This window comes from Streptomyces sp. NPDC037288 (assembly GCF_055603265.1).
In genome coordinates this window covers 132,943-153,034 of the sequence record NZ_JBVJVY010000001.1, presented here as the reverse complement: position 1 = coordinate 153,034, position 20,092 = coordinate 132,943, and the positions used below count along the sequence as shown (strand labels likewise).

Here is a 20,092-nt window from a genome sequence, read left to right as displayed (position 1 = left end):
TGAGGAATCTAGTCTTCCGGCGTCATGGACTACTGTCACCCGTGCCAACGGCACCTCAACGGCGCCCTGGCCTGCCCCGGGTGCGGAGCACCGGCACGCCCCGCCGCGGAAGCGACGGTCGCGTACGCCCACGCGGGCACGGGTGAGGCACCGGGGTACGGCGGTCACGTCCCCGCCCAGGGCGCGTACCCCTCCCCCGAGGGACACGACGCACGCATCCCTTCCCAGAGGCACGCCCCTCTGGAGTACGACCCTCAGGGCTACGAGGCCCAGGAGTACGAGGCCCAGGAGTACGAGTCTCAGGGCTACGAGGCCCAGGGGTACGAGTCTCAGGACTATGACGCCCAGGGGTACGACGCTCACGGGTACGGCGATCCCCGGCAGTACGAGCCGGCGGACACGGAGGAGCCGGAGCCGCACGACGACTCGGACCGCGCGGCCGATCCTCAGGACGACTCCGAGCCCGGTGGCCGGGCCGCCCGGCGCAAGGCCCGGGGCGGCGCCACCGTGAGCCCCGCCGACGCCGACGCCAGCCGCCGTGACCGCAAGGCCGCGGCACACCGCCGACGCCGCCGCCGCGCCCTGCTGGTCACCGCGGGCTTCGTGCTGGCCGCGGGCGGCCTCAGCCTCGCCGAACTCGGCACGGACGCTCCCTTCTCGCCCTTCTCCAGCGGGCGGCCGGGCCCGGCCTCGGACACCGCGGCCGACGGCGGCACGTCCTCCGCCTCGCCCGGCGCCACCGCCGACCCGGCCGCCCGCACCTCCGGCGCGCGGCCCGGCGCGGCCGGCTCCGCCTCACCGGACGCCTCGGCCTCCGCGTCCGCCGCCAAGTCCCCGAAGGGCAAGGACTCCACGTCGCCCGACGCCAAGAACACCGGCACGGTGCGGCCGACCGCCGCGACGGGCTCCGGCGCGACGCACAAGGCCCCGGCGCCCCCGGCCGCGACCGGACCGGCCCCCGCTCCGTCCAGGCCCCCGACGACGTCCGCCCCGTCCCCGACGCCCGCGCCCACCAAGACCTGCACCCGTTTCCTGTGGTGGTGCACCTGATCCCGAGCGCGCGAGTGCGCACCACCCCGCGCCATCCGCCATCCGGGGCATCGGTGACATCCCCAGCCGCTCACGACGGTTGAGTCGAACAGGTACATCGCGCCGTACCGGTCTGGGGAACGTCCCGAGCGCGAACGGGCGTTGTGCGGAGAGGGAGCAGCGAGCAGCGGCTCAGTCGAGGAGAGCGATGACGCAGCAGATCACCGTCCAGGGCACGGTCGCCGAGGGTTTCGAGACGGTGCGTGAGGAGTTCGCCGCCTTCGTCGCGGGCGAACGGGGCGACTACGAGGGCCAGTTGTGCGCGTATGTGCACGGGCGGCGGGTCGTCGACCTGTGGGCGGGCGCGGAGGCGAACTCGCTGTACGGCGTGTTCTCCTCCACCAAGGGCGCGGCGCACCTGGTGGTCGCGCTGCTGGTGCAGGACGGCACGCTGGAGCTGGACCGCAAAGTGACCTACTACTGGCCGGAGTTCGGCGCCGAGGGCAAGGGTGCGGTGACCCTCCGGGACGTGCTGGCGCACCGGGCCGGCCTGGTCGGCATCGACGCCGGGTTCTCCGCCGGGGAGCTGGCCGACGACCGGGCGATGGCCGAACGGCTCGCCGACCAGAAGCCGTTCTGGCGCCCGGGGACGGCCTTCGGCTACCACGCGCTGGTGATCGGCGCGCTCACCGGAGAGGTGGTCCGCCGGGCCACGGGCCGCACCCTCCAGGAGGTGTACGAGGAGCGGGTGCGCGCCCCGTACGGCACGGACTTCTTCCTGGGCCTGCCCGAGTCCGAGGAGCCCCGCTTCCGCTCGGTCCAGCCGATGCTGCCGACCCCCGAACAGCAGGTCCTGCTGGACGCCCAGCCGACCGGCCCGCACACCCTGACCTCGATCGCCTTCAACGCTCACGTCCCGGAGCCGGGCACCCTGGCGGACTACGCCAACTCCCGCCTCGTACGGGCCAAGGGGCCGGCGTCGGCGGGCGGCGTCGCCTCCGCGCGGGGGCTCGCGAAGATGTACGCGGCGGCGATCAGCGAACTGGACGACCGGCCACCGCTGCTCAAGCCCGACACGGTCGCCGAGGTGGGCCAGATCCACTCCGTCGGCTACGACCTGGTGGCCCGCGCCCACAAGTCGTACGGCCTCGGCTTCCAGGCGACCGCCGACACATGGCACCCCGTCCTGGGCTCCGGCGCCTTCGGCCACAGCGGCGCAGGCGGCAGTCAGGCCTTCGCCGACCCGCGCGGCGGAATCGCCTACGGCTACACCCGCCGACGGATGGCGTTTCCGGGCGGAGCGGCACCGGAGAACGACGGGTTGGTACGCGCGGTACACCGGGCGGCGTTGAAGAGCGTCTGACGGTCGCTACTCGAAAAGGGGCAGCGGTCCGACCCTGAGGGCGCGGGGAACTGTGCGACCAGCCACAACGGACCGGCAGCCGGAAACGCACCGCACCCGGCAGACGCTCCCCGCCGAAGAAGAGACCGCACCCCACGTCCAAGGGTGCGGTCTCCGCAGTACGCAACGACGATCGTCAGACCAGCGTCACGGTGATGTTCCCCCGCGTCGCCTTCGAGTAGGGGCACACCTGGTGCGCCTTCTCGACCAGGTCCCGCGCCACCTCGGCGGAGACGTTCGGAATGCTCGCCGAGATCTCCACGATGATCCCGAACCCGTCGTCGTTCTTGCCGATCCCGACCTTGGCGGTGACGGTCGACCCGGAGACGTCGGCCCCCTCCTGCCGGGCGACGACTCCCAGCGCCCCCTGGAAGCACGCGCTGTAACCGGCGGCGAACAGCTGCTCCGGGTTGGTCCCGGATCCGCTGCCGCCCATCTCCTTCGGCGGGTTGACGACGACGTCGAGTCGGCCGTCATCCGTGGCGACCCGGCCGTCACGGCCGTTCTCGGCGGTGGCGACGGCGGTGTACAGGACGTCGGACTGCGTGATGGGCATGCGGTTGTCTTCCTCCTCGGTCCGCCGCGACTCGCGCCCACGATCGACGACGGATTTCGGAATGAAGTTACCGCATGCCGGAAAGCTCAGGCCAGGCCTCAGAGCTTGACGATCATCTTCCCGATGTTGTCGCCGCGCAGGACGCCCAGGAACGCCTCGACGTTGTTCTCGATGCCGTCGACGACCGTCTCGCGGTACTTGAGCTGCCCCGAGGCGACCCACGGCCCGACCTCGCGAACGAACTGCTGCTGCAGGTCGTAGTGGTCACCGACCAGGAAGCCCTCGATACGGCCCCGGGTCTGGATGAGGCGGGCGAGGTTCCTCGGCCCCGGCGCCGGCTCGGTGTTGTTGTAGACGGAGATCATGCCGCAGACCGCGATCCGGCCGCCCTGGTTCAGAGAACCGATCGCCGCCTCCAGGTGGTCCCCGCCGACGTTGTCGAAGTACACGTCGATGCCGTCGGGCGCGGCCTCGCGCAGCTGGTCGGCGACCGGGCCGCTCTTGTAGTTGAACGCCGCGTCGAAGCCGTACTCCTCGACCAGCAGCTTGACCTTCTCGTCGGACCCGGCCGAGCCGATGACCCGCGAGGCGCCCATGAGCTTGGCGAGCTGGCCCACCTGGCTGCCGACGGCGCCCGCCGCGCCGGAGACGAAGACGACGTCGCCTTCCTTGAAGGAGGCGGTGCGCAGCAGGCCGGCGTAGGCGGTCAGGCCGGTCATGCCGAGGACGCCGAGGTACGTCGAGAGGGGCGCGGCCTCGGGGTCGACCTTCACCGCGTTCCCGGCGTCCACGACCGCGTACTCGCGCCAGCCGAAGAAGTGCAGGACGTGGTCGCCGGCCTCGATGCCCTCGGCGTGGGAGGTGATCACCTCGCCGACCGCCCCGCCCTGCATGACCTTGCCCAGCTCGAAGGGGGCGACGTACGACTTGGCCGCCGACATCCGGCCCCGCATGTACGGGTCCACGGAGAGGAACTTGTTCCGTACCAGTACCTGGCCCTCGCCCGGGACCGGGACCGGGGTCTCGACGAGCGCGAAGTCGTCGGGCTTCGGCCAGCCGACGGGACGGCTGAGCAGGTGCCACTCGCGGTTGATCATCACAGCGCCTTTCCGGATTACTTCAGTACCTGAAACAACCATGCGCTTCAATATTTCAGAATGTCAAGTAAGCGGGTATTCTGGCGGGTATGGCCACACCACCGAAGACCCACCGCCCCGACGCCCTGACGATGGAGGTCGTCGAACTCATCGGGGACGTCGTGGCCCGCTTCTACGCGGACTACGAGGAGGCGGCGGGCGAGCACGCCCTGACCGGACCGCAGGCCCGGCTCCTCAGTCTGCTGTCGGTGGAGCCGCTGCCGATGCGGAAGCTGGCGCACAAGCTGAAGTGCGAGCCGTCGAACGTCACGGGCATAGTGGACCGCCTGGAGTCCCGTGGCCTGGTGGAGCGCCGCCCCGACCCGGCCGACCGCCGGGTGAAGGTGGCCGCCGCCACCGATGACGGCCTGCGCGTCGCCCGCGACCTGCGCGAAGGCCTCCACTTCGCCCGCGAACCCCTCGCCGGCCTCTCCGTGGACGAACGCCGCTCCCTGCGCGACCTGCTGCGCCGCATGCTGGCCGGCTGAGAGTCGGTAGAGTTCCCGCCATGCGCGATCTTGGGGCGGGGTTCGGTCATCTGCTGAAGGGGCAGCGCTGGATGGCCCGGCACGGCCGCCAGTACGGCTTCGGGCTGTTGCCCGGACTGGTCACCCTGGTCCTCTACACGGCCGCGCTGGTCGCGCTCGCCGTGTGGGGCGAGGACGCGGTCGCCTGGGCGACCCCGTTCGCGGACGGCTGGTCCAGCCCCTGGCAGGGCCTGTTCCGCGGCTTTCTGACGGCCGTCGTGTTCGCCCTCGGCCTGCTGCTGGCCGTGCTGACGTTCACCGCCGTCACCCTGCTGATCGGCCAGCCCTTCTACGAGAACCTGTCGGAGAGGGTCGACGCCGACGTCTCGCCCGACGGCACCGCCCCGCGGTCGGACCTGCCGCTCTGGCGCGAACTGTGGATCTCCGCCCGCGACAGCCTGCGCGTCCTGGTGCGGGCCGCGCTGTGGGGCGTGCTGCTCTTCGCCCTCGGCTTCCTGCCGTTCGTCGGACAGACCGCCGTCCCCGTGCTCGGCTTCTTCGTCACCGGCTTCTTCCTCACCGAGGAACTGGCCGCCGTGGCCCTCCAGCGCCGGGGCGTCGACCTGCGCGCCCGGCTCGCCCTGCTCCGCTCCCGCAAGACCCTGGTCTGGGGCTTCGGCACGCCCCTCGGCCTGGCCTTTCTGGTCCCGTTCGTCGCGGTGTTCCTGATGCCGGGCGCGGTCGCGGGCGCCACGCTGCTCGCCCGTGACCTGCTGGGCGAGGAGAACGCCGACGACGGCTCCGCTCCCGACGGGGAGCCCGACATGGAGGACGTCACCCCGTGACCCAGATACTCGCCGTCGCCGTCATCACGGTCCTCGCGGTCCTCGCACCCGGCGCCGACTTCGCGATGATCGTCCGCAACAGCTATCTGTACGGCCGCCGCACCGGCCTGCTCGCCGCCGCGGGCGTCGCCGCCGGCGTCCTGGTCCACGTCACCTACACCCTGCTCGGCGTCGGCCTGCTGATCGCCTCCTCCACCGCCCTGTTCACGGTGATCAAGCTGATCGGCGCGGCCTACCTGGTCTACGTCGGCATCCGCACCTACCGCACCCGCGGCGAGCTGAAGATCGACCTGGACGACCGGCGCGAGCTGACCCCGTTCGCCGCGCTGCGCACCGGCTTCCTCACCAACGTGCTCAACCCGAAGACGACCCTCTTCGTCGTCTCCACCTTCGCCCAGGTCGTCAGCCCGGACACCCCGCTGTACCAGCAGGCGGGTTACGGCCTGTTCATGTCGCTCGCCCACCTGCTGTGGTTCGGCGTGGTCGCCGCGTTCTTCTCGCAGGCCCGGATGCGGACCCTGATGCTGCGCGGCCAGAAGATCCTCAACAAGGTCATCGGCTCGGTCCTGGCCGGCCTCGGCATCAGCCTCGCGCTCGCGCCGTCGCACTGAGCGGCACGCCTCCGGCTCAGCCCGGGATCCGCTGCGCCGCCTCCCCGAGCGCCGCCACGAAGGCCCGTGCCGCCGCCGTCAGCGACCGTCCCCGCACCGTCGCCGCGTACACGGCCCGCGGCGGGGCGTCCTCGGCGTGCACCGGCAGCAGGGCGACGTCCGGGCGCACGGACGCGGCGGCCAGCGCCGGGACCAGGGTCACGCCCAGGCCTGCGGCGACGTAGCCCTGCTTGGCGGTCCACTCGGCGACGACGTGGGCGACGCGCGGCCGGAATCCCTGTCGTACGGCCGCGTCGAGGAGGGTGCCCTCGGGCCGGGCGCTGCCGGCGATCCAGTCGGCGTCGGCGAGCCGGGCCAGCCGCACCGGCTCGTCGGCCGTGGCGAGCGGATGGCCGGCGGGGACGGCGACGTACAGGGTCTCGTCGAGGAGGTGGTGCAGCGCGTACGCCTCCAGCGGGGCGCGGCCCGTCGCCGAGACCACCGCGAGGTCGAGCCGGCCGGCCGTCAGACGGTCCAGCAGGGCGGGGGAGAGGCCCTCCTCGCGCGTGACGCGCACCCGGGGATGGCGGGCCCGGAACGCGGCCAGCGCGTGCGGGACGAGCGTCGCGTCGGCGGTGGCGAACGCGCCGAACCGCAGTCGGCCGCCCGCTGCCGTGCGCAGCTCGGCCAGCTCGCGTGTGGCGCCCCGCAGCGACTCGGACACGGCCTCGGCGTACGGGACCAGGGTCCGGCCGGCCTCGGTGAGCCGCACACCCCGCGGCAGCCGGTCGAAGAGCGGACCGCCGCCGAGGGCGGACTCCAGCGCGGAGATCTGCCGGGACACCGCGGACTGGGTCCAGCCCAGCGCCCGCGCGGCCACGGTGAACGAACCGTGCCGAGCGACCTCCAGGAACACCCGCAGCCACACGGTGGACAGGTCGGGCGGCTCGGGCTCGGTATGCGAAGTCGGCATGGCAGTGATGCTAGACATTCGCTTGTCGCATTACGAGGCCGGGCCTAGCGTCGACGGCATGGAGAAGACGGAGAAGATCGCTTTTGTGGGACTCGGCGGCATGGGTGCCCCGATGGCCCGTCGGCTGCTCCTGGCCGGTCACCCGCTGACCGTCTGGAACCGCACCCCGGCCCGCGCCCAGCCGCTCGTGGCCGAGGGCGCCGCGCTCGCCGGGTCACCCGCCGAGGCCGTGCGGGACGCCGACGTCGTGATCACCATGCTCGCCGGACCGGAGGCGCTCACCGCCGTCGCGGACGCCGTCGTACCGGAGCTGCGGCCGGGCACCACCTGGATCGAGATGTCCACGGTCGGACCGGACGCCGTGCGGCAGCTGGCCGGGCGGCTGGAGGACGGGGTCACCCTGGTCGACGCGCCGGTCACGGGTAGCACGGACCGGGCCGCCGAGGGCACGCTCGGCATCCTCGCCGGCGGGGACGCGGCTGCCGTGGGGCACGTCCTCGCCCACCTCGGCACGGTCACCCCCACCGGCGCCCTCGGCTCGGGCGCGGCCCTCAAACTCGTCGTCAACACCGCGGTGATCGGCGGCGTCGGCGTCGTCGCCGAGGCGCTGCGGCTCGCCGCCGCGCTGGGCCTGGACGGGGACACCGCCCGCGATGCCCTGAGGACGGGCCCTCTCGGCGGTGCGGTGGAGCGTGCCTTCGCCGACGGGGCGCTGTTCGCCACCGACCTGGCCGTCAAGGACCTCCGGATCGCCACGCGCGCCGCCCGGCTACCGGTCACCGCAGCGGTGTCCGAAGGTCTCAGGCGGGCCGCCGAGGACGATCCGGCCCTGTCCCGGGCCGACCTCGCGCGGACGGCCACCCACATCATCCGTACCAGCTGAAGGAGTCCCCGTGCAGATCACCCTGGACAGCCCCGCCGACGCCCCCGGGCCCGCCAACGCCTACTACTCCCAGGTGGCCCGCGTCGAACACGCCGACGGCGGCGCGTTGTTGTTCCTCTCGGGCCAGATCGCCGAGGGCGCCACCCTGGCGGAGCAGACGCGGGGGGTCTTCGAGTCGATCGCGGCGCTGCTCAAGGCGCACGGCGCGAGTCTCGCGGACGTCATCAACATCCGTACGTACCTGACCGACATCACCGGACTCGACGAATACGGCACCGTGCGACGGCAGTTCCTCACGGGGACCCCACCGACGAGCATGACCTTCGAAGTGCCGCGCCTGTTCCGACCGGAGGCGCAGGTGGAGATCGAGGTGGTGGCAGCGGTTCGGGGCGGTAACTGACGGTTGTGCGGTCGCGGGTCGGCGGTGGGCTGATCAGGCGGTTCCCCGCGCCTCTTCGGGCGCTCCAGACGCCTTCAGTCCACCGGCTCGCCCAACAGCCGTAGGAAATCCCGGAACGCCCCCGGCATGTCCACCGACTCCGGGTCCAGCAGCCACTGGTACTGCAGCCCGTCCATCACGGCGGCCAGCAGCGGAGCCGTCCGCTCCGGTGTGAGGCCGTTCGGCAGGCTGTCGCCGTACTCGGCGCGCAACACCGCCGCCATGGAGTCCCGTACCCGCGCGTACCGCTCGGTGAAGTACCCCCGGGCCGGATGGTCCTCCGTCACGCTCTCGCCGAGCAGCGCCGAGAAGGTCTGGATGATCGCCGGCCGCATCGCGTTGTACTCCACCAGCGAGGCCAGCAGATCCACCCGCCACTGGGTGTCGGGCACCGCGTCCCACCGGTCCCGCTCCTGCAGCACGGCCACCAGCAGGGCGTCCTTGGTCGGGAAGTAGTGCAGCAGCCCCTGCTGGGTGAGACCGACGCGCTCGGCGACCGCGGCCAGGCTCGCGCCCCGGTAACCGCGCTCGGCGATCACCTCCAACGCCGCCCCGACGATCTCGGCGCGCCGCTCCTCGCTCCTGACCCTCGCGTTCATGAGGCTCACCGTACGGCATCCACAGCGGCGGAATATAACGACAGGATTACGAAACCTACCGCTCTACAGGTGCCGGATGCACGATGGAGGCCCCTGCACGGACGTCGACGAGGAGACATCGCGATGGCGGGATCCCGGCACACCCCGGCAGACACGGCCCGCGAGGCGGTCGTCGAGGCCGCTCTCGGCAAGCTCGGCCTCGACGCCAAGGCACGGCTGCTGGCCGGCCAGGACATGTGGACCCTGCCCGCGCTGCCGGAGATCGGACTGGAGTCCCTGGTGGTGTCCGACGGTCCGATCGGCGTGCGCGGCGTGCGCTGGACCGCCGACGACCCCTCCGTCGCCCTGCCCTCGCCCACCGCGCTCGCCGCCACCTGGGACCCCGCACTCGCCCGCCGGGCGGGTGTGCTGCTCGCCCAGGAGGCCCGCCGCAAGGGCGTCCACGTCCTCCTCGCCCCCACGGTCAACCTGCACCGCTCCCCGCTCGGTGGCCGGCACTTCGAGTGCTACAGCGAGGACCCGTATCTCACCGGCGTGATCGGCAGCGGTTATGTCAGCGGCGTCCAGTCCGGCGGAGTCGGTACCACCGTCAAGCACTTCGTCGCCAACGACGCCGAGACCGACCGCTTCACCGTGAACAACGTCGTCCCCGAACGCGCCCTGCGCGAGCTGTACCTCGCCCCGTTCGAGGCCATCGTCGAGAACGCCCACCCGTGGGGCATCATGACCGCCTACAACACGGTCAACGGCACGACGATGACCGAGCACCGTCACCTGGTCAACGAAGTCCTGCGCGGCGAATGGGGCTTCGACGGCGTCAACGTCTCCGACTGGATGGCCGCCCGGGACACCGTCGGCGCCATCGAGGGCGGCTTGGACGTGGCCATGCCCGGGCCGCGGACCGTCTACGGCGAAGCCCTCGCCCGGGCCGTCCGGGACGGCAGGGTCGCCGAGGCCGCCGTCGACGCCGCCGTACGCCGTGTCCTGCGGCTCGCCGCCCGCGTCGGCATCCTCGACGGTGCCGAACCCGTCGTGGCCGAACCGCCCGCGCCCGTCGACGGCGAGGCTCTCGCACGCGAGATCGCCCGCCGCTCCTTCGTCCTCGCCCGCAACGAGAACGCCGCCCTGCCCCTGAAGCCGAACGGCACGGTGGCCCTGATCGGTGCCGCCGCCCGGGACGCCCGGGTCCTCGGCGGCGGCTCGGCCACCGTCTTCCCGGCCCGGATCGTCTCCCCGCTCGAGGGCCTCACCGCCGCACTACCCGAGGGCACCCTCACCTACGCCGTCGGCGCCGACCCGGCCACCGAACTCGCCGTCGCCGACCAGGGATTCCGGCTCAGCGCCGACTGCCGTGACACCGACGGCCGGGTCATCGGCACCCGCTCCGCCCCGAACGGCCAGATCCAGTGGGCGGGGTCCGACCTCCCCGAGGGCGTCACCCACGACACCCTGCACACCGTCGAGCTCACCGGTACCTTCACCCCCCGCGTGAGCGGCCCGCACACCTTCGGCATCAAGGGCACGGGCCCCTTCACGCTCACCGTCGACGGGACGACGTACTACGACGACGTCCAGCGCTCCGACAAGGACGACCCCTTCGAGACCTTCTTCGGCGCCCCCGTCCCCCGTGCCCAGGCCGAGCTCACCGCGGGCGAGCCGGTCGACGTCTCCCTCACCCACCTCGTCCAGCTCCCCGAGGACGTCCCCGTGAAGGTCGTCGCCTTCGCGCTCACCCACGCCGAGCCCCGGCGCGACCCCGGCGAACTGATCGCCGAGGCCGTCGAGGCGGCCCGGAACGCCGACACGGCCGTCGTCATGGTCGCCACCACCGACCGGGTCGAGTCCGAGGGCTTCGACCGCACGGACCTGAGGCTCCCCGGCCACCAGGACGACCTGGTCCGCGCGGTCGCCGCCGCCAACCCGAACACGGTCGTGGTCGTCAACTCCGGCTCCCCGGTCGAACTGCCCTGGCGCGACGAGGTCGCCGCCGTCCTGCTCAGCTGGTTCCCCGGCCAGGAGGGCGGCGCCGCCCTCGCCGACGTCCTCACCGGCACCCACGAGCCCGGCGGCCGGCTGCCCACCACCTGGGGTTCCCTCGCCGACGCCCCGGTCACCCAGGTCGTCCCCACCGACGGTGAACTGCCGTACAGCGAGGGCCTGTTCATCGGCTACCGCGCCTGGGAGAAGTCCGGCCGCACCCCGGCCTACCCGTTCGGCCACGGCCTCGGCTACACCGACTGGAGCTACGAGTCCCTGGGCGTCGACGGCACCACCGCGCGCATCCGGCTGCGCAACACGGGCGAGCGCCCCGGCCGGGAGGTCGTCCAGGTCTACGTTTCCCCGGCCGGTCCCGGCCCCGAGCGTCCGGCCCGGCAGCTGGCCGGCTTCGCCTCCGTCGAGGCCGGTCCCGGCGAGAGCGTCGAGGTGACCGTCGCCGTGCCGCGCCGCGCCTTCGAGGTCTGGGACGAGGAGGCGAAGGCGTGGGCGGTTGTGAAGGGGTTGTACGAGATCGCCGTCGGACGCTCGATCGCGGACCGCAGGCTCGCCGCACCGATTAACGTCTGATCCGGGACAAGTCCCCCCGCGAGCAGCCGTACCCGCCGCAGGGGTACCCGCCGCAACAGCCCTACCCGCCGCAGGGACACCCGCCGCAGCCGTACCCGCCTCAACAGCCGTATCCGCCACAGCAGTCCGCTCAACCGCCCGCCCAGCACGTCGGCGAGGGCCGGATGCGGCTGGACCCGAACCTCACGCCCGCCCAGCGTGATCTGGCGCTGAAGATCCAGGCCAGGTCCAAGCCGATGGCCTACGGCATGGTCCTCGGCATCCCGCTCACCTTCGGCGGTGTCCACTACGGCATCACGCAGAAGCCCCTCGGCTTCGTCGCGGCGCTCGCCGGACTGGGCCTGCTGGCCTTCGGCGTCTTCTCGCTGCTGCAGATGCAGGCCCTCAAGCGGCAGCTGCGGCTCGTCACGGCCGACGCCTGGCGCTCCCCGGCCGCGCACCTGCCCGGGGCCCGCAAGGCCGCCACACAGGCCGCCTATGTCAACGGCCTGCTGGTCCTGCTGTCCCTCGCCGCGACCGGCTATCTGCTCTACAAGGGCGTCGGCTGGGGCGCGTACGGCAACTCGCTCGGCTTCGGCGCGCTGTCACTGGGCGCGGCCTTGCCGCTCGGGATGGCGCTGGGCGCCGCGAGCACCATCCCGCAGCTGCTCCAGGTGATTCCGGCCGGGGCGAAGGTGGGGCGGAGCCTGTACTCGATCCTCTTCGTGCTGGCTACGACGGTGACGGGGGAGGGGATCAAGGGCCTGGACTTCCGCGGGATCGCCATCGGCGGCTCCACGCTGCTGATCTGCGGCGGGGCGATGTCCCTGCTGGGCAAGGCGGCCAGGCGGATGCGGGGCGAGACCGCCTAGCGGACCCCGAACCCGTACACCGTCTCCGAGCGGAAGACCTCGCCCGGCCGCAGCACCGTGCTCGGAAACGCAGGCCGGTTCGGGGAGTCCGGGAAGTGCTGGGTCTCCAGAGCGATCCCCCCGCCCGGTGTGAAGGGCTCGGCCAGGTGGTCGGCGGTGTAGAGCTGGAGGCCCGGTTCGGTCGTGGCGATGGTCAGGGTGCGGCCGGAGGCGGGGTCGTGCAGTTCGGCGACCTGCTCCGGGGCGCCGGTCACGCCCTTGTCCAGGGCGAAGTTGTGGTCGTAGCCCGAGCCGACCTCGCGGGGGTCGCGGAAGTCGAAGCGGGAGCCCGCCACGTCCGCCAGGACACCCGTGGGGATCAGGTCCGCGTCGACGGGGGTGAAACGGGAGGCGTCGAGCCGCAGTTCGTGTCCGCCCGCGGGGCCCGAGCCCGCCAGGTTGAAGTAGCTGTGGTTGGTGAGGTTGAGGACGGTCGGGGCGTCGGTGACCGCCTCGTAGGCGATCCGGAGCGCGCCAAAGGCGTCCAGCGTGTACGTCGCCGACACCTCGACCCGGCCCGGGAAGCCCTCCTCCCCGTGCGGGCTCACCCGGTGCAGCCGCACCCCGTGCTCGACCGGCTCGGCGTCCCACACCCGCTTGTCGAAGCCGCGCGCGCCGCCGTGCAGGCAGTTCGGGCCGTTGTTCGGCTCCAGGGCGTGGACGGCACCGTCCAGCGTGAAGCGGGCGTGCGCGATCCGGTTGGCGTACCGGCCGATCAGGGCACCGAAGTGCGGCTCCGGGTGGGCGAGGTAGCCGTCCAGGCCGGTGAAGCCCAGCACCACGTCCGCCGTCCGGCCCTCCCGGTCCGGCACTCGTACCGACCGCACGATCCCGCCGTACGTCAGGACCTCCACCCGTGTCCCGGCGCGCTCCAGCGTCCAGCGGTGGACCTCCGTGCCGTCGGAAAGTGTGCCGAAGAGTTCACTCATGTGGAAAACCCTAGGTGATCGTCTCCTAGGCAACGGGACGGGGCGCGATGATCGTCCGGTAGGCGATCGCCGCGAGCCGCGCCTGGCCGTCTCTGCTGGGGTGGAACCAGTCCCAGTGACTGAGCTGGTCGGTGTCGAAGCGGTAGTCGTAGACCGCGTTGTTGTCGAAGCGGCAGCGGCGGTCCTTGGCGCAGACCTCCTCCAGCACCTTGTTGTACTCCACCACCCGCCGCTGCACCTGGTCCCGGCGCAGCGTGGCCGCGCTGGTCAGGTCGTCCGCGTCGGACAGCATCGACGGGCAGATGCCGAGCTTCCACACCTGCTTGCCCAGCGGATCGGCCCGGCCCTCGGACCACAGCCGCTTCAGGTTCGGCACGCTCGCCACGTACACCTGCGTCTTCGGCCGCGCCGCCCGCAGGGTGTGCAGCGCCTCCTCGAAATCCGCACGGAAGTCGGCCACCGGGGTCATCGCCGACGCCGACGCACGGCAGGCGTCGTTCGCGCCCACCATCACCGTCACCAACTCCGGGCCGCGGGCCGCCGCCTGGGCCATCTGTCCGGGCAGGTCCGCCATGCGGGCGCCGGTCTCGGCGTAGTTCCAGCTGCGCTCCGCCGCGCCCGTGACCCCGAGCAGGCGCACCGCCAGGCTGTCGACCTTCGCGTCGCTGCCGGTCGCCCACGACACCTCGGGGCAGTCCGACAGCACCGTGCACGCGTCGAAGCCGCGGGTGATGGAGTCGCCGACCGCGGCGATCGAGTCCGGGCTGCGGTTCCACACCGGCGCGGGCCTGGCGGCGCGTGCCTTGGTGCTCTCCGGCGAGGGCGAACTGCCGCCCCCGGCGTCGCATCCGGCGGCGCCCAGCACGGCGGCCGCCACGACGGCGGCAGCGGCCCGCCCGCGGCTGCTTCGCTTCCGCATCCCCTGGGATCCCCTCGTCGTCGAATCCGGTGCTTCCGGTGCTTCTTTCCATAACAACGTGCGAGGGTTCCCGACCTGGCACCTTGGAACGGACCACCCCCGTACAAGCGTCCCCCTGGGTGAATGGCGGAGGTTTCCTGGCACCGGGACCGACGGTACGTCACACTCCTTGCACCGCCGCAGGGTAGCCTCGCCATCAACGCGGCCGTCGTGCCACTGCCGCCAGCCAGTCCGCAAGATGTCCCGCTCTGCCCGGAGGTTCCGGTGACGACACGTGGAGTTCTGTACGTGCACTCCGCGCCGCGCGCGCTGTGCCCGCACGTCGAGTGGGCCATCGCCGGGGTGCTCGGCACGCGCGTCAACCTCGACTGGATCCGGCAGCCCGCGGCCCCCGGCACCTGGCGCTCGGAGTTCTCCTGGCAGGGCGAGGCGGGCACGGCCTCCAAGCTGGCCTCGGCGCTGCGCGGCTGGCACCTGCTCCGCTTCGAGGTCACCGCGGAGCCCTGTCCGAACGCCGAGGGCGAGCGCTACAGCTGCACTCCCGACCTCGGCATCTTCCACGCCGTCACCGGCATCCACGGTGACATCCTCATCCCCGAGGACCGCCTCCGCGCGGCGCTGACCCGGTCCCAGCGCGGGGAGACGGACCTGGAGGCGGAGATCGCCAAGCTCCTCGGAAAGCCCTGGGACGACGAACTGGAGCCCTTCCGGTACGCCGGCGAAGGCGCCCCGGTCCGCTGGCTGCACCAGGTGGTGTGAGTTCCTTCGGCTGCGCATGAGAAAGGGCCCCTGCCGCTCGGCAGGGGCCCTCACTCACGTTCTCAGACGGTCCTGAACGCCAGGACCACGTTGTGGCCGCCGAAGCCGAACGAGTCGTTCAGCGCGGCGATACGGCCCTCGACCGGAAGCTTACGGGCCTCCCCGCGGACGACATCCGCGTTGGCCTCCGCCTCGGGGTCGATGTTCTCGACGTTGATCGTCGGCGGCGCCAGCCGGTTGTACAGCGCGAGTACGGTCGCGACCGACTCCACGCCGCCCGCGCCACCGAGCAGATGCCCGGTCATCGACTTGGTCGCGGAGACCGCCATGTGGTCCGCGTCGTCGCCGAACACCTTCCGCAGCGCCTTCAGCTCGGCGATGTCACCGGCCGGCGTCGAGGTGGCGTGCGCGTTGACGTGCACGATCTCGGCCGGGTCCAGGTCGGTGTTGTCCAGCAGGTTCTGCAGCGCGTGCGAGATGCCGCGGCCCTCGGGCTCCGGCTGCACGATGTCGTGGCTGTCGGCGGAGACGCCCTGCCCGACGGCCTCCGCGTAGACGCGCGCCCCGCGCTTCGCGGCATGCTCGGCGGACTCCAGGACGATCACGCCGGCGCCCTCGCCGAGGACGAAGCCGTCGCGGTCGACGTCGTAGGGACGCGAGGCACCCTGCGGGTCCTCGTTGTTCTTGGACATCGCCATCATGTTGCCGAACGCGGCGATCGGCAGCGGGTGGATGGCCGCCTCCGTACCGCCGGCGACGACGACGTCGGCGCGGCCGGTGCGGATCATCTCGATGGCGTAGCCGATGGCCTCGGCGCCCGAGGCGCACGCGGAGACCGGCGTGTGCACGCCCGCACGGGCGCCCACGAGCAGGCCCACGTTGGCCGAGGGGCCGTTCGGCATCAGCATGGGGACGGTGTGCGGGGAGACGCGGCGGACGCCCTTCTCCTTGAGCACGTCGTACTGGTCGAGCAGCGTGGTCACGCCGCCGATGCCGGAGGCGATGACCGCGCCCAGCCGGTCGGGGTCGATGGAGCCGTCCTCGCCGGCCTTGCCGGTGAAGCCGGCGTCCTTCCAGGCCTCCTGAGCCGCGATCAGCGCGAACTGCGCCGAGCGGTCCAGCTTGCGGGCCTGCGGCCGGGGGATGACCTCGGTGGGCTCAACGGCTACCGGAGCCGCGATCTTGACGGCCTGATCGGCCGCCCAGTCCTGCTCCAGGGGCTTGATGCCGGACTTGCCGGCGACCAGACCCTCCCAGGTCGAGGCTGCGTCGCCACCCAGCGGTGTGGTTGCGCCGATACCGGTGACGACCACGGTGCGATTGGTCGGGCTCACGGGAATTCTTTCTCCAACAGATGCGGGATTCTACGGCGCCACCGCCGGGTGGCGGGGCCTTGCAGCCTTCAGGACCGAGGGGTGGCTCAGGCCTGGTGCTTGAGGATGTAGTCGGTCGCGTCACCGACGGTCTTGAGGTTCTTGACGTCCTCGTCCGGGATCTTCACGTCGAAGCGCTCCTCGGCGGCGACGACGACCTCGACCATGGACAGCGAGTCGACGTCCAGGTCGTCGGTGAAGGACTTGTCCAGCTGGACGTCCTCGGTGGGGATCCCGGCGATCTCGTTCACGATCTCGGCGAGACCGGCGACGATCTCTTCCTGAGTGGCGGCCATGTCAGGCGCTCCTTCTTCGATGTTCCAGACGGTTTGTGGCAATTGCTGCCGTGCCCGATCACGCGATCCGGCACGGAGTGCCTAGGGGAGGGTAACGACCGTGGCGGCGTAGACGAGACCCGCCCCGAATCCGATGACGAGCGCGGTGTCGCCGCTCTTCGCCTCCCCGGTCGCCAGAAGCCGCTCCATCGCGAGCGGAATCGAGGCGGCCGAGGTGTTGCCGGTGGTGCGGATGTCCCGGGCGACCGTGACATGCTCCGGCAGTTTGAGGGTCTTCACCATCGAGTCGATGATCCGCACGTTGGCCTGGTGCGGGATGAAGACGTCCAGCTCTTCCGGGCTGATCCCGGCCGCGTCCAGCGCCTGCTGGGCGACCTTCGCCATCTCGTACACGGCCCAGCGGAAGACCGCCTGGCCCTCCTGCGTGATGGCGGGGAACTTGACGTCGCCCTTGCTGTCGAGGGGCAGCGCGGAGACGTCACCGATGGCGAACCGGTCCCAGGGGACGGTCTGCTTGATCGTCTCGGCCTTGTCGCCCTCGGAGCCCCACACGGTGGGGCCGATCGCCGGCTCCTGCGAGGGGCCGACGACGACGGCGCCGGCGCCGTCGCCGAACAGGAAGGCCGTGGCCCGGTCCTCCAGGTCGGTCAGATCACTGAGCCGCTCCACGCCGATGACGAGCACGTACTCGGCGGAACCTTCCACCACCATGCCCTTGGCGAGGGTCAGGCCGTAGCCGAAGCCCGCGCAGCCCGCCGAGATGTCGAAGGCGGCGGCCTTGTCGGTGCCCAGCTTGTCGGCGATCTCGGTGGCGACGGCCGGCGTCTGGCTGAAGTGCGAGACGGTCGAGACGACCACGGCACCGATCCGCTCGGCGCCGATGCCGGCGTCCGCGAGCGCCTTGCCGGAGGCCTCGATCGCCATCGCGGCCACCGTCTCCTCGGGACCGGCCCAGTGCCGGGTCTCGATGCCGGAGCGCGAGCGGATCCACTCGTCGGAGGAGTCGATCTTCTCGAGGATCACCTCGTTGGGCACCACCCGGGTCGGCCGGTAGCCGCCGACACCGAGGATGCGCGCATACGGGGCGCCCTTGCTGGGCTTGATCTTCGCCATGTACGGGCTCCTTAGGCGCCGGCGTGCTCGGAGACGAGCGCGCGGGCGGCGTCGAGATCGTCGGGGGTCTTCAGGGCCAGCGTCGTGACGCCGGGCAGCGCCCGCTTGGCCAGGCCGGTCAGGGTGCCGCCCGGGCACACCTCGATGAGCGCGGTGACGCCCAGCTCCTTGAAGGTCTCCATGCACAGGTCCCAGCGCACGGGGTTGGCGACCTGGCCGACCAGCCGGTCCAGCACCTCGGCGCCGGTGGCGACGGTCCGTCCGTCCTTGTTGGAGACGTAGGGGACCTTGGGGTCGGCGGGCGTCAGCTCCGCGGCGGCCTTGGCCAGCGTCTCGACGGCGGGAGCCATGTGGCGGGTGTGGAAGGCGCCGGCGACCTTCAGCGCGACGACCTTGCGGACCCCCTCGGGCTTGTCCTCGTTCAGCGCGGCCAGCTGCTCCAGGGTGCCCGCGGCGACGATCTGGCCCGCGCCGTTGATGTTCGCCGGGGTCAGACCCAGCTTCTCCAGGTGGGCGAGAGAGACCTCGGGGTCGCCGCCGAGCAGCGCAGACATGCCGGTCTCGGTGATCGCGGCGGCGTCGGCCATCGCCAGACCCCGCTTGCGGACCAGACCGAGCGCCGCGGTGTCGTCCAGCACACCCGCGAAGGCGGCGGCGGTGATCTCACCGACGCTGTGACCGGCGACGGCGCCCGGGGCGACCTCGGAAATGTCACCGAGTGCCGCGGCGGACAGGAGGCCGGCGGCGACCAGCAGCGGCTGGGCCACCGCGGTGTCACGGATGGCGTCGGCGTCGGCCTGGGTGCCGTAGTGGACCAGGTCCAGTCCGATGGCGTCCGACCACGCGGCGACGCGGTCCGCGGCGCCGGGGAGATCGAGCCAGGGGGTCAGGAAGCCGGGCGTCTGGGCGCCCTGGCCGGGAGCGACGAGTACGAGCACTCTCACACTCTCTCTTGGGGACGGCCACGGCCGCCCGTGGGGACAGGGACGAAGAACACGAAGGGCTTTTGTGGGCCCCCGACAAAACCCTATGCCTGGGTATCGCCGTCGGCCAGACGCCCGAGGATCAGCGCGATCCGCAGTGTGAAGGCGGATCGTACATCCGAAGGCGACCAACCGGTGACGTCTGTCACACGTCGGAGCCGGTAGCGCACGGTGTTCGGGTGAACGAAGAGCATCCGGGCCGCGCCTTCCAGGCTGCTCGCCTGCTCCAGATAGACACTCAGTGTTTCCAGCAGCGCCGAGCCCGCTTCCTCCAGCGGTCTGTAGATCTCCTCCACCAACTGCTCGCGGGCGCTCGGATCGCCCGCGATCGCGCGCTCCGGCAGCAGATCGTCCGCCAGCACCGGCCGCGGCGCGTCCTGCCAGGCAGAACACGCCTTCAGGCCCGCGGCGGCGGCCTGCGCGGACCGCGTGCCGGCCAGCAGGTCGGGTACGACGGGCCCCGCGACCACCGGTCCGGCGGCGAAGGGACCGATCAGCGACTTGGCCACGGCGAGCGGGTTGCTGCTTCCCCCGGCGATGACGACGAGCCGATCCCCGAGCACCCCGGTGAGCACCTGGAGCTTGGCATGGCGAGCGGCTCGCCGAATGGCCTCGACGGTCAGCTCACTGTCCCCGTCGGGCGCGGTCCCGAGCACGACACACACATGCTCCGGAGAGTTCCACCCGAGCGCGGCGGCCCGGCTGACGGCACCTTCGTCCGCCTCCCCGCTCAGCACCGCGTTGACGACCAGCGACTCCAGCCGCGCGTCCCAGGCACCGCGTGCCTCGGCGGCCTGGGCGTAGACCTGCGCGGTGGCGAAGGCGATCTCCCGCGCGTACACGAGCAGAGCCTCGCGCAGCACGCTCTCGTCCCCCGGAGCCGCCACCTCGTCGATGGCGCTCTCCATGACCTCGATGGTGGTCCGCACCATCTCCACGGTCTGGCGCAGCGTGATGGCCCGGGTCAGCTCGCGCGGGGCGGTGCCGAAGACATCGGTGGAGATCGCCTGCGGGGTGTCCGGGTGCCGGAACCACTCGGTGAAGGCCGCGATGCCCGCCTGGGCGACCAGCCCGATCCAGGAACGGTTCTCCGGGGGCATGGCCCGGTACCACGGCAGGGTCTCGTCCATCCGCGCGATGGCCTGCGCGGCGAGAGACCCGGAGGACTTCTCCAGCCGCTTGAGGGTGGCGGCGTGCGGGTGGATGTCGTGTACGCGGGGACCGCTGCGGTGGGATTCGGGTTCGGGCACGGGGACAAGACTGCCTTATCCGGACGCGGACGTGTTTCGCCGGGTCAGGGGTGAGCGGCGTGCGCGGTTTCGCGCGGGGCTACCGTGGTGCGCGTG

21 protein-coding genes are annotated in these 20,092 nt (G+C 72.0%); 10 read left to right on the top strand and 11 right to left on the bottom strand.

The features are described 5' to 3' along the window. The first annotated feature begins 24 nt into the window (after positions 1-24). Entirely contained in the window at positions 25-1,050 is a 1,026-nt protein-coding gene (locus ACZ7GZ_RS00795; protein ID WP_471019455.1) for an SCO2400 family protein, read from the top strand. 187 nt (positions 1,051-1,237) lie between these two features. Beyond that, a complete protein-coding gene (locus ACZ7GZ_RS00790; RefSeq protein ID WP_471019453.1) occupies positions 1,238-2,392 on the top strand; it encodes a serine hydrolase domain-containing protein in 1,155 nt (384 codons plus the stop codon). 175 nt (positions 2,393-2,567) lie between these two features. Here ACZ7GZ_RS00790 and ACZ7GZ_RS00785 read toward each other — a convergent pair whose 3' ends face one another. Further along, positions 2,568-2,987, bottom strand: coding sequence for an organic hydroperoxide resistance protein (locus tag ACZ7GZ_RS00785; protein WP_471019451.1), 420 nt, complete (start codon positions 2,985-2,987; stop codon positions 2,568-2,570). A gap of 98 nt (positions 2,988-3,085) precedes the next feature. Further along, a complete protein-coding gene (locus ACZ7GZ_RS00780) occupies positions 3,086-4,084 on the bottom strand; it encodes an NADP-dependent oxidoreductase (RefSeq protein WP_471019449.1) in 999 nt (332 codons plus the stop codon). An 89-nt stretch (positions 4,085-4,173) separates the two neighbouring features. On the opposite strand from ACZ7GZ_RS00780, the gene ACZ7GZ_RS00775 reads away from it, so the two are divergent. Genes ACZ7GZ_RS00775 through ACZ7GZ_RS00765 form a run of 3 tightly spaced genes read left to right on the top strand, consistent with a single transcriptional unit; the run spans position 4,174 to position 6,046 of the window. Next, positions 4,174-4,611 (top strand): MarR family winged helix-turn-helix transcriptional regulator, encoded by a 438-nt coding sequence (locus tag ACZ7GZ_RS00775; protein WP_471019447.1) that lies wholly within the window; start codon positions 4,174-4,176, stop codon positions 4,609-4,611. Positions 4,612-4,631: 20 nt separating this feature from the next. After that, entirely contained in the window at positions 4,632-5,435 is an 804-nt protein-coding gene (locus ACZ7GZ_RS00770; RefSeq protein ID WP_471019444.1) for an EI24 domain-containing protein, read from the top strand. Next, positions 5,432-6,046: a LysE family translocator gene (locus ACZ7GZ_RS00765; protein ID WP_471019442.1), complete on the top strand. Its 615-nt coding sequence runs from the start codon at positions 5,432-5,434 to the stop codon at positions 6,044-6,046. Before ACZ7GZ_RS00770 ends, ACZ7GZ_RS00765 begins: the two co-directional genes overlap by 4 nt. Positions 6,047-6,062: 16 nt before the next feature. Here the strand turns inward: ACZ7GZ_RS00765 and ACZ7GZ_RS00760 are convergent, their stop codons facing one another. Beyond that, complete coding sequence (locus ACZ7GZ_RS00760; protein WP_471019440.1) at positions 6,063-6,998, bottom strand: LysR family transcriptional regulator; 936 nt, start codon at positions 6,996-6,998, stop codon at positions 6,063-6,065. 58 nt (positions 6,999-7,056) lie between these two features. On the opposite strand from ACZ7GZ_RS00760, the gene ACZ7GZ_RS00755 reads away from it, so the two are divergent. Together ACZ7GZ_RS00755 and ACZ7GZ_RS00750 are read left to right on the top strand one after the other, a co-directional pair. Beyond that, a complete protein-coding gene (locus tag ACZ7GZ_RS00755) occupies positions 7,057-7,881 on the top strand; it encodes an NAD(P)-dependent oxidoreductase (protein WP_471019437.1) in 825 nt (274 codons plus the stop codon). Between the two features lie 10 nt (positions 7,882-7,891). After that, entirely contained in the window at positions 7,892-8,281 is a 390-nt protein-coding gene (locus tag ACZ7GZ_RS00750; RefSeq protein ID WP_471019432.1) for a RidA family protein, read from the top strand. Positions 8,282-8,355: 74 nt separating this feature from the next. On the opposite strand, the gene ACZ7GZ_RS00745 is transcribed toward ACZ7GZ_RS00750, so the two are convergent. Further along, positions 8,356-8,919: a TetR/AcrR family transcriptional regulator gene (locus ACZ7GZ_RS00745; RefSeq protein WP_471019427.1), complete on the bottom strand. Its 564-nt coding sequence runs from the start codon at positions 8,917-8,919 to the stop codon at positions 8,356-8,358. Positions 8,920-9,042: 123 nt separating this feature from the next. Between ACZ7GZ_RS00745 and ACZ7GZ_RS00740 the strand changes: the two genes are divergently transcribed. Both ACZ7GZ_RS00740 and ACZ7GZ_RS00735 read left to right on the top strand, forming a co-directional pair. Next, a complete protein-coding gene (locus ACZ7GZ_RS00740; RefSeq protein ID WP_471019425.1) occupies positions 9,043-11,484 on the top strand; it encodes a glycoside hydrolase family 3 protein in 2,442 nt (813 codons plus the stop codon). Positions 11,485-11,648: 164 nt separating this feature from the next. Then, positions 11,649-12,335, top strand: coding sequence for a hypothetical protein (locus tag ACZ7GZ_RS00735; protein WP_471019419.1), 687 nt, complete (start codon positions 11,649-11,651; stop codon positions 12,333-12,335). Here the strand turns inward: ACZ7GZ_RS00735 and ACZ7GZ_RS00730 are convergent. Continuing rightward, positions 12,332-13,303 carry an aldose epimerase family protein gene (locus ACZ7GZ_RS00730; protein WP_471019414.1) on the bottom strand — a complete coding sequence of 324 codons (972 nt, stop codon included), beginning with the start codon at positions 13,301-13,303 and terminating at the stop codon, positions 12,332-12,334. The genes ACZ7GZ_RS00735 and ACZ7GZ_RS00730 overlap by 4 nt on opposite strands. 25 nt (positions 13,304-13,328) lie before the next feature. Next, the gene (locus ACZ7GZ_RS00725; protein ID WP_471019411.1) at positions 13,329-14,222 is read right to left on the bottom strand and encodes an SGNH/GDSL hydrolase family protein; all 894 of its coding nucleotides are present in this window, start codon (positions 14,220-14,222) and stop codon (positions 13,329-13,331) included. 264 nt (positions 14,223-14,486) lie between these two features. Between ACZ7GZ_RS00725 and ACZ7GZ_RS00720 the strand changes: the two genes are divergently transcribed. After that, positions 14,487-14,981, top strand: a complete 495-nt coding sequence (locus tag ACZ7GZ_RS00720) for a DUF3145 domain-containing protein (RefSeq protein WP_471019408.1) — start codon at positions 14,487-14,489, stop codon at positions 14,979-14,981. Positions 14,982-15,043: 62 nt separating this feature from the next. Here the strand turns inward: ACZ7GZ_RS00720 and fabF are convergent, their stop codons facing one another. From fabF to fasR, 5 genes are all read right to left on the bottom strand, one after another. Beyond that, the gene (fabF, locus tag ACZ7GZ_RS00715; protein ID WP_471019405.1) at positions 15,044-16,315 is read right to left on the bottom strand and encodes a beta-ketoacyl-ACP synthase II; all 1,272 of its coding nucleotides are present in this window, start codon (positions 16,313-16,315) and stop codon (positions 15,044-15,046) included. Between the two features lie 86 nt (positions 16,316-16,401). Continuing rightward, positions 16,402-16,650 (bottom strand): acyl carrier protein, encoded by a 249-nt coding sequence (locus ACZ7GZ_RS00710; RefSeq protein ID WP_018545314.1) that lies wholly within the window; start codon positions 16,648-16,650, stop codon positions 16,402-16,404. An 81-nt stretch (positions 16,651-16,731) separates the two neighbouring features. Beyond that, positions 16,732-17,763 carry a beta-ketoacyl-ACP synthase 3 gene (locus ACZ7GZ_RS00705; RefSeq protein WP_471019403.1) on the bottom strand — a complete coding sequence of 344 codons (1,032 nt, stop codon included), beginning with the start codon at positions 17,761-17,763 and terminating at the stop codon, positions 16,732-16,734. 11 nt (positions 17,764-17,774) lie between these two features. Next, on the bottom strand, positions 17,775-18,701 hold the full coding sequence (locus tag ACZ7GZ_RS00700) for an ACP S-malonyltransferase (RefSeq protein WP_471019401.1): 927 nt from the start codon (positions 18,699-18,701) through the stop codon (positions 17,775-17,777). An 89-nt stretch (positions 18,702-18,790) separates the two neighbouring features. Beyond that, the gene (gene fasR, locus ACZ7GZ_RS00695) at positions 18,791-19,996 is read right to left on the bottom strand and encodes a fatty acid biosynthesis transcriptional regulator FasR (RefSeq protein WP_471019400.1); all 1,206 of its coding nucleotides are present in this window, start codon (positions 19,994-19,996) and stop codon (positions 18,791-18,793) included. Positions 19,997-20,092: the final 96 nt, after the last annotated feature.

What these genes read in the sequence shown, in the direction of transcription:
- ACZ7GZ_RS00730 (WP_471019414.1), bottom strand. Translation starts at nt 13,303, where the DNA reads ATGAGTGAACTCTTCGGCACACTTTCCGACGGCACGGAGGTCCACCGC.
- ACZ7GZ_RS00725 (WP_471019411.1), bottom strand. Translation starts at nt 14,222, where the DNA reads ATGCGGAAGCGAAGCAGCCGCGGGCGGGCCGCTGCCGCCGTCGTGGCG.
- ACZ7GZ_RS00775 (WP_471019447.1), top strand. Translation starts at nt 4,174, where the DNA reads ATGGCCACACCACCGAAGACCCACCGCCCCGACGCCCTGACGATGGAG.
- ACZ7GZ_RS00785 (WP_471019451.1), bottom strand. Translation starts at nt 2,987, where the DNA reads ATGCCCATCACGCAGTCCGACGTCCTGTACACCGCCGTCGCCACCGCC.
- ACZ7GZ_RS00760 (WP_471019440.1), bottom strand. Translation starts at nt 6,998, where the DNA reads ATGCCGACTTCGCATACCGAGCCCGAGCCGCCCGACCTGTCCACCGTG.
- ACZ7GZ_RS00745 (WP_471019427.1), bottom strand. Translation starts at nt 8,919, where the DNA reads ATGAACGCGAGGGTCAGGAGCGAGGAGCGGCGCGCCGAGATCGTCGGG.
- ACZ7GZ_RS00705 (WP_471019403.1), bottom strand. Translation starts at nt 17,763, where the DNA reads ATGGCGAAGATCAAGCCCAGCAAGGGCGCCCCGTATGCGCGCATCCTC.
- ACZ7GZ_RS00740 (WP_471019425.1), top strand. Translation starts at nt 9,043, where the DNA reads ATGGCGGGATCCCGGCACACCCCGGCAGACACGGCCCGCGAGGCGGTC.
- ACZ7GZ_RS00770 (WP_471019444.1), top strand. Translation starts at nt 4,632, where the DNA reads ATGCGCGATCTTGGGGCGGGGTTCGGTCATCTGCTGAAGGGGCAGCGC.
- ACZ7GZ_RS00795 (WP_471019455.1), top strand. Translation starts at nt 25, where the DNA reads ATGGACTACTGTCACCCGTGCCAACGGCACCTCAACGGCGCCCTGGCC.
- ACZ7GZ_RS00790 (WP_471019453.1), top strand. Translation starts at nt 1,238, where the DNA reads ATGACGCAGCAGATCACCGTCCAGGGCACGGTCGCCGAGGGTTTCGAG.
- ACZ7GZ_RS00735 (WP_471019419.1), top strand. Translation starts at nt 11,649, where the DNA reads ATGCGGCTGGACCCGAACCTCACGCCCGCCCAGCGTGATCTGGCGCTG.
- ACZ7GZ_RS00755 (WP_471019437.1), top strand. Translation starts at nt 7,057, where the DNA reads ATGGAGAAGACGGAGAAGATCGCTTTTGTGGGACTCGGCGGCATGGGT.
- ACZ7GZ_RS00780 (WP_471019449.1), bottom strand. Translation starts at nt 4,084, where the DNA reads ATGATCAACCGCGAGTGGCACCTGCTCAGCCGTCCCGTCGGCTGGCCG.
- ACZ7GZ_RS00710 (WP_018545314.1), bottom strand. Translation starts at nt 16,650, where the DNA reads ATGGCCGCCACTCAGGAAGAGATCGTCGCCGGTCTCGCCGAGATCGTG.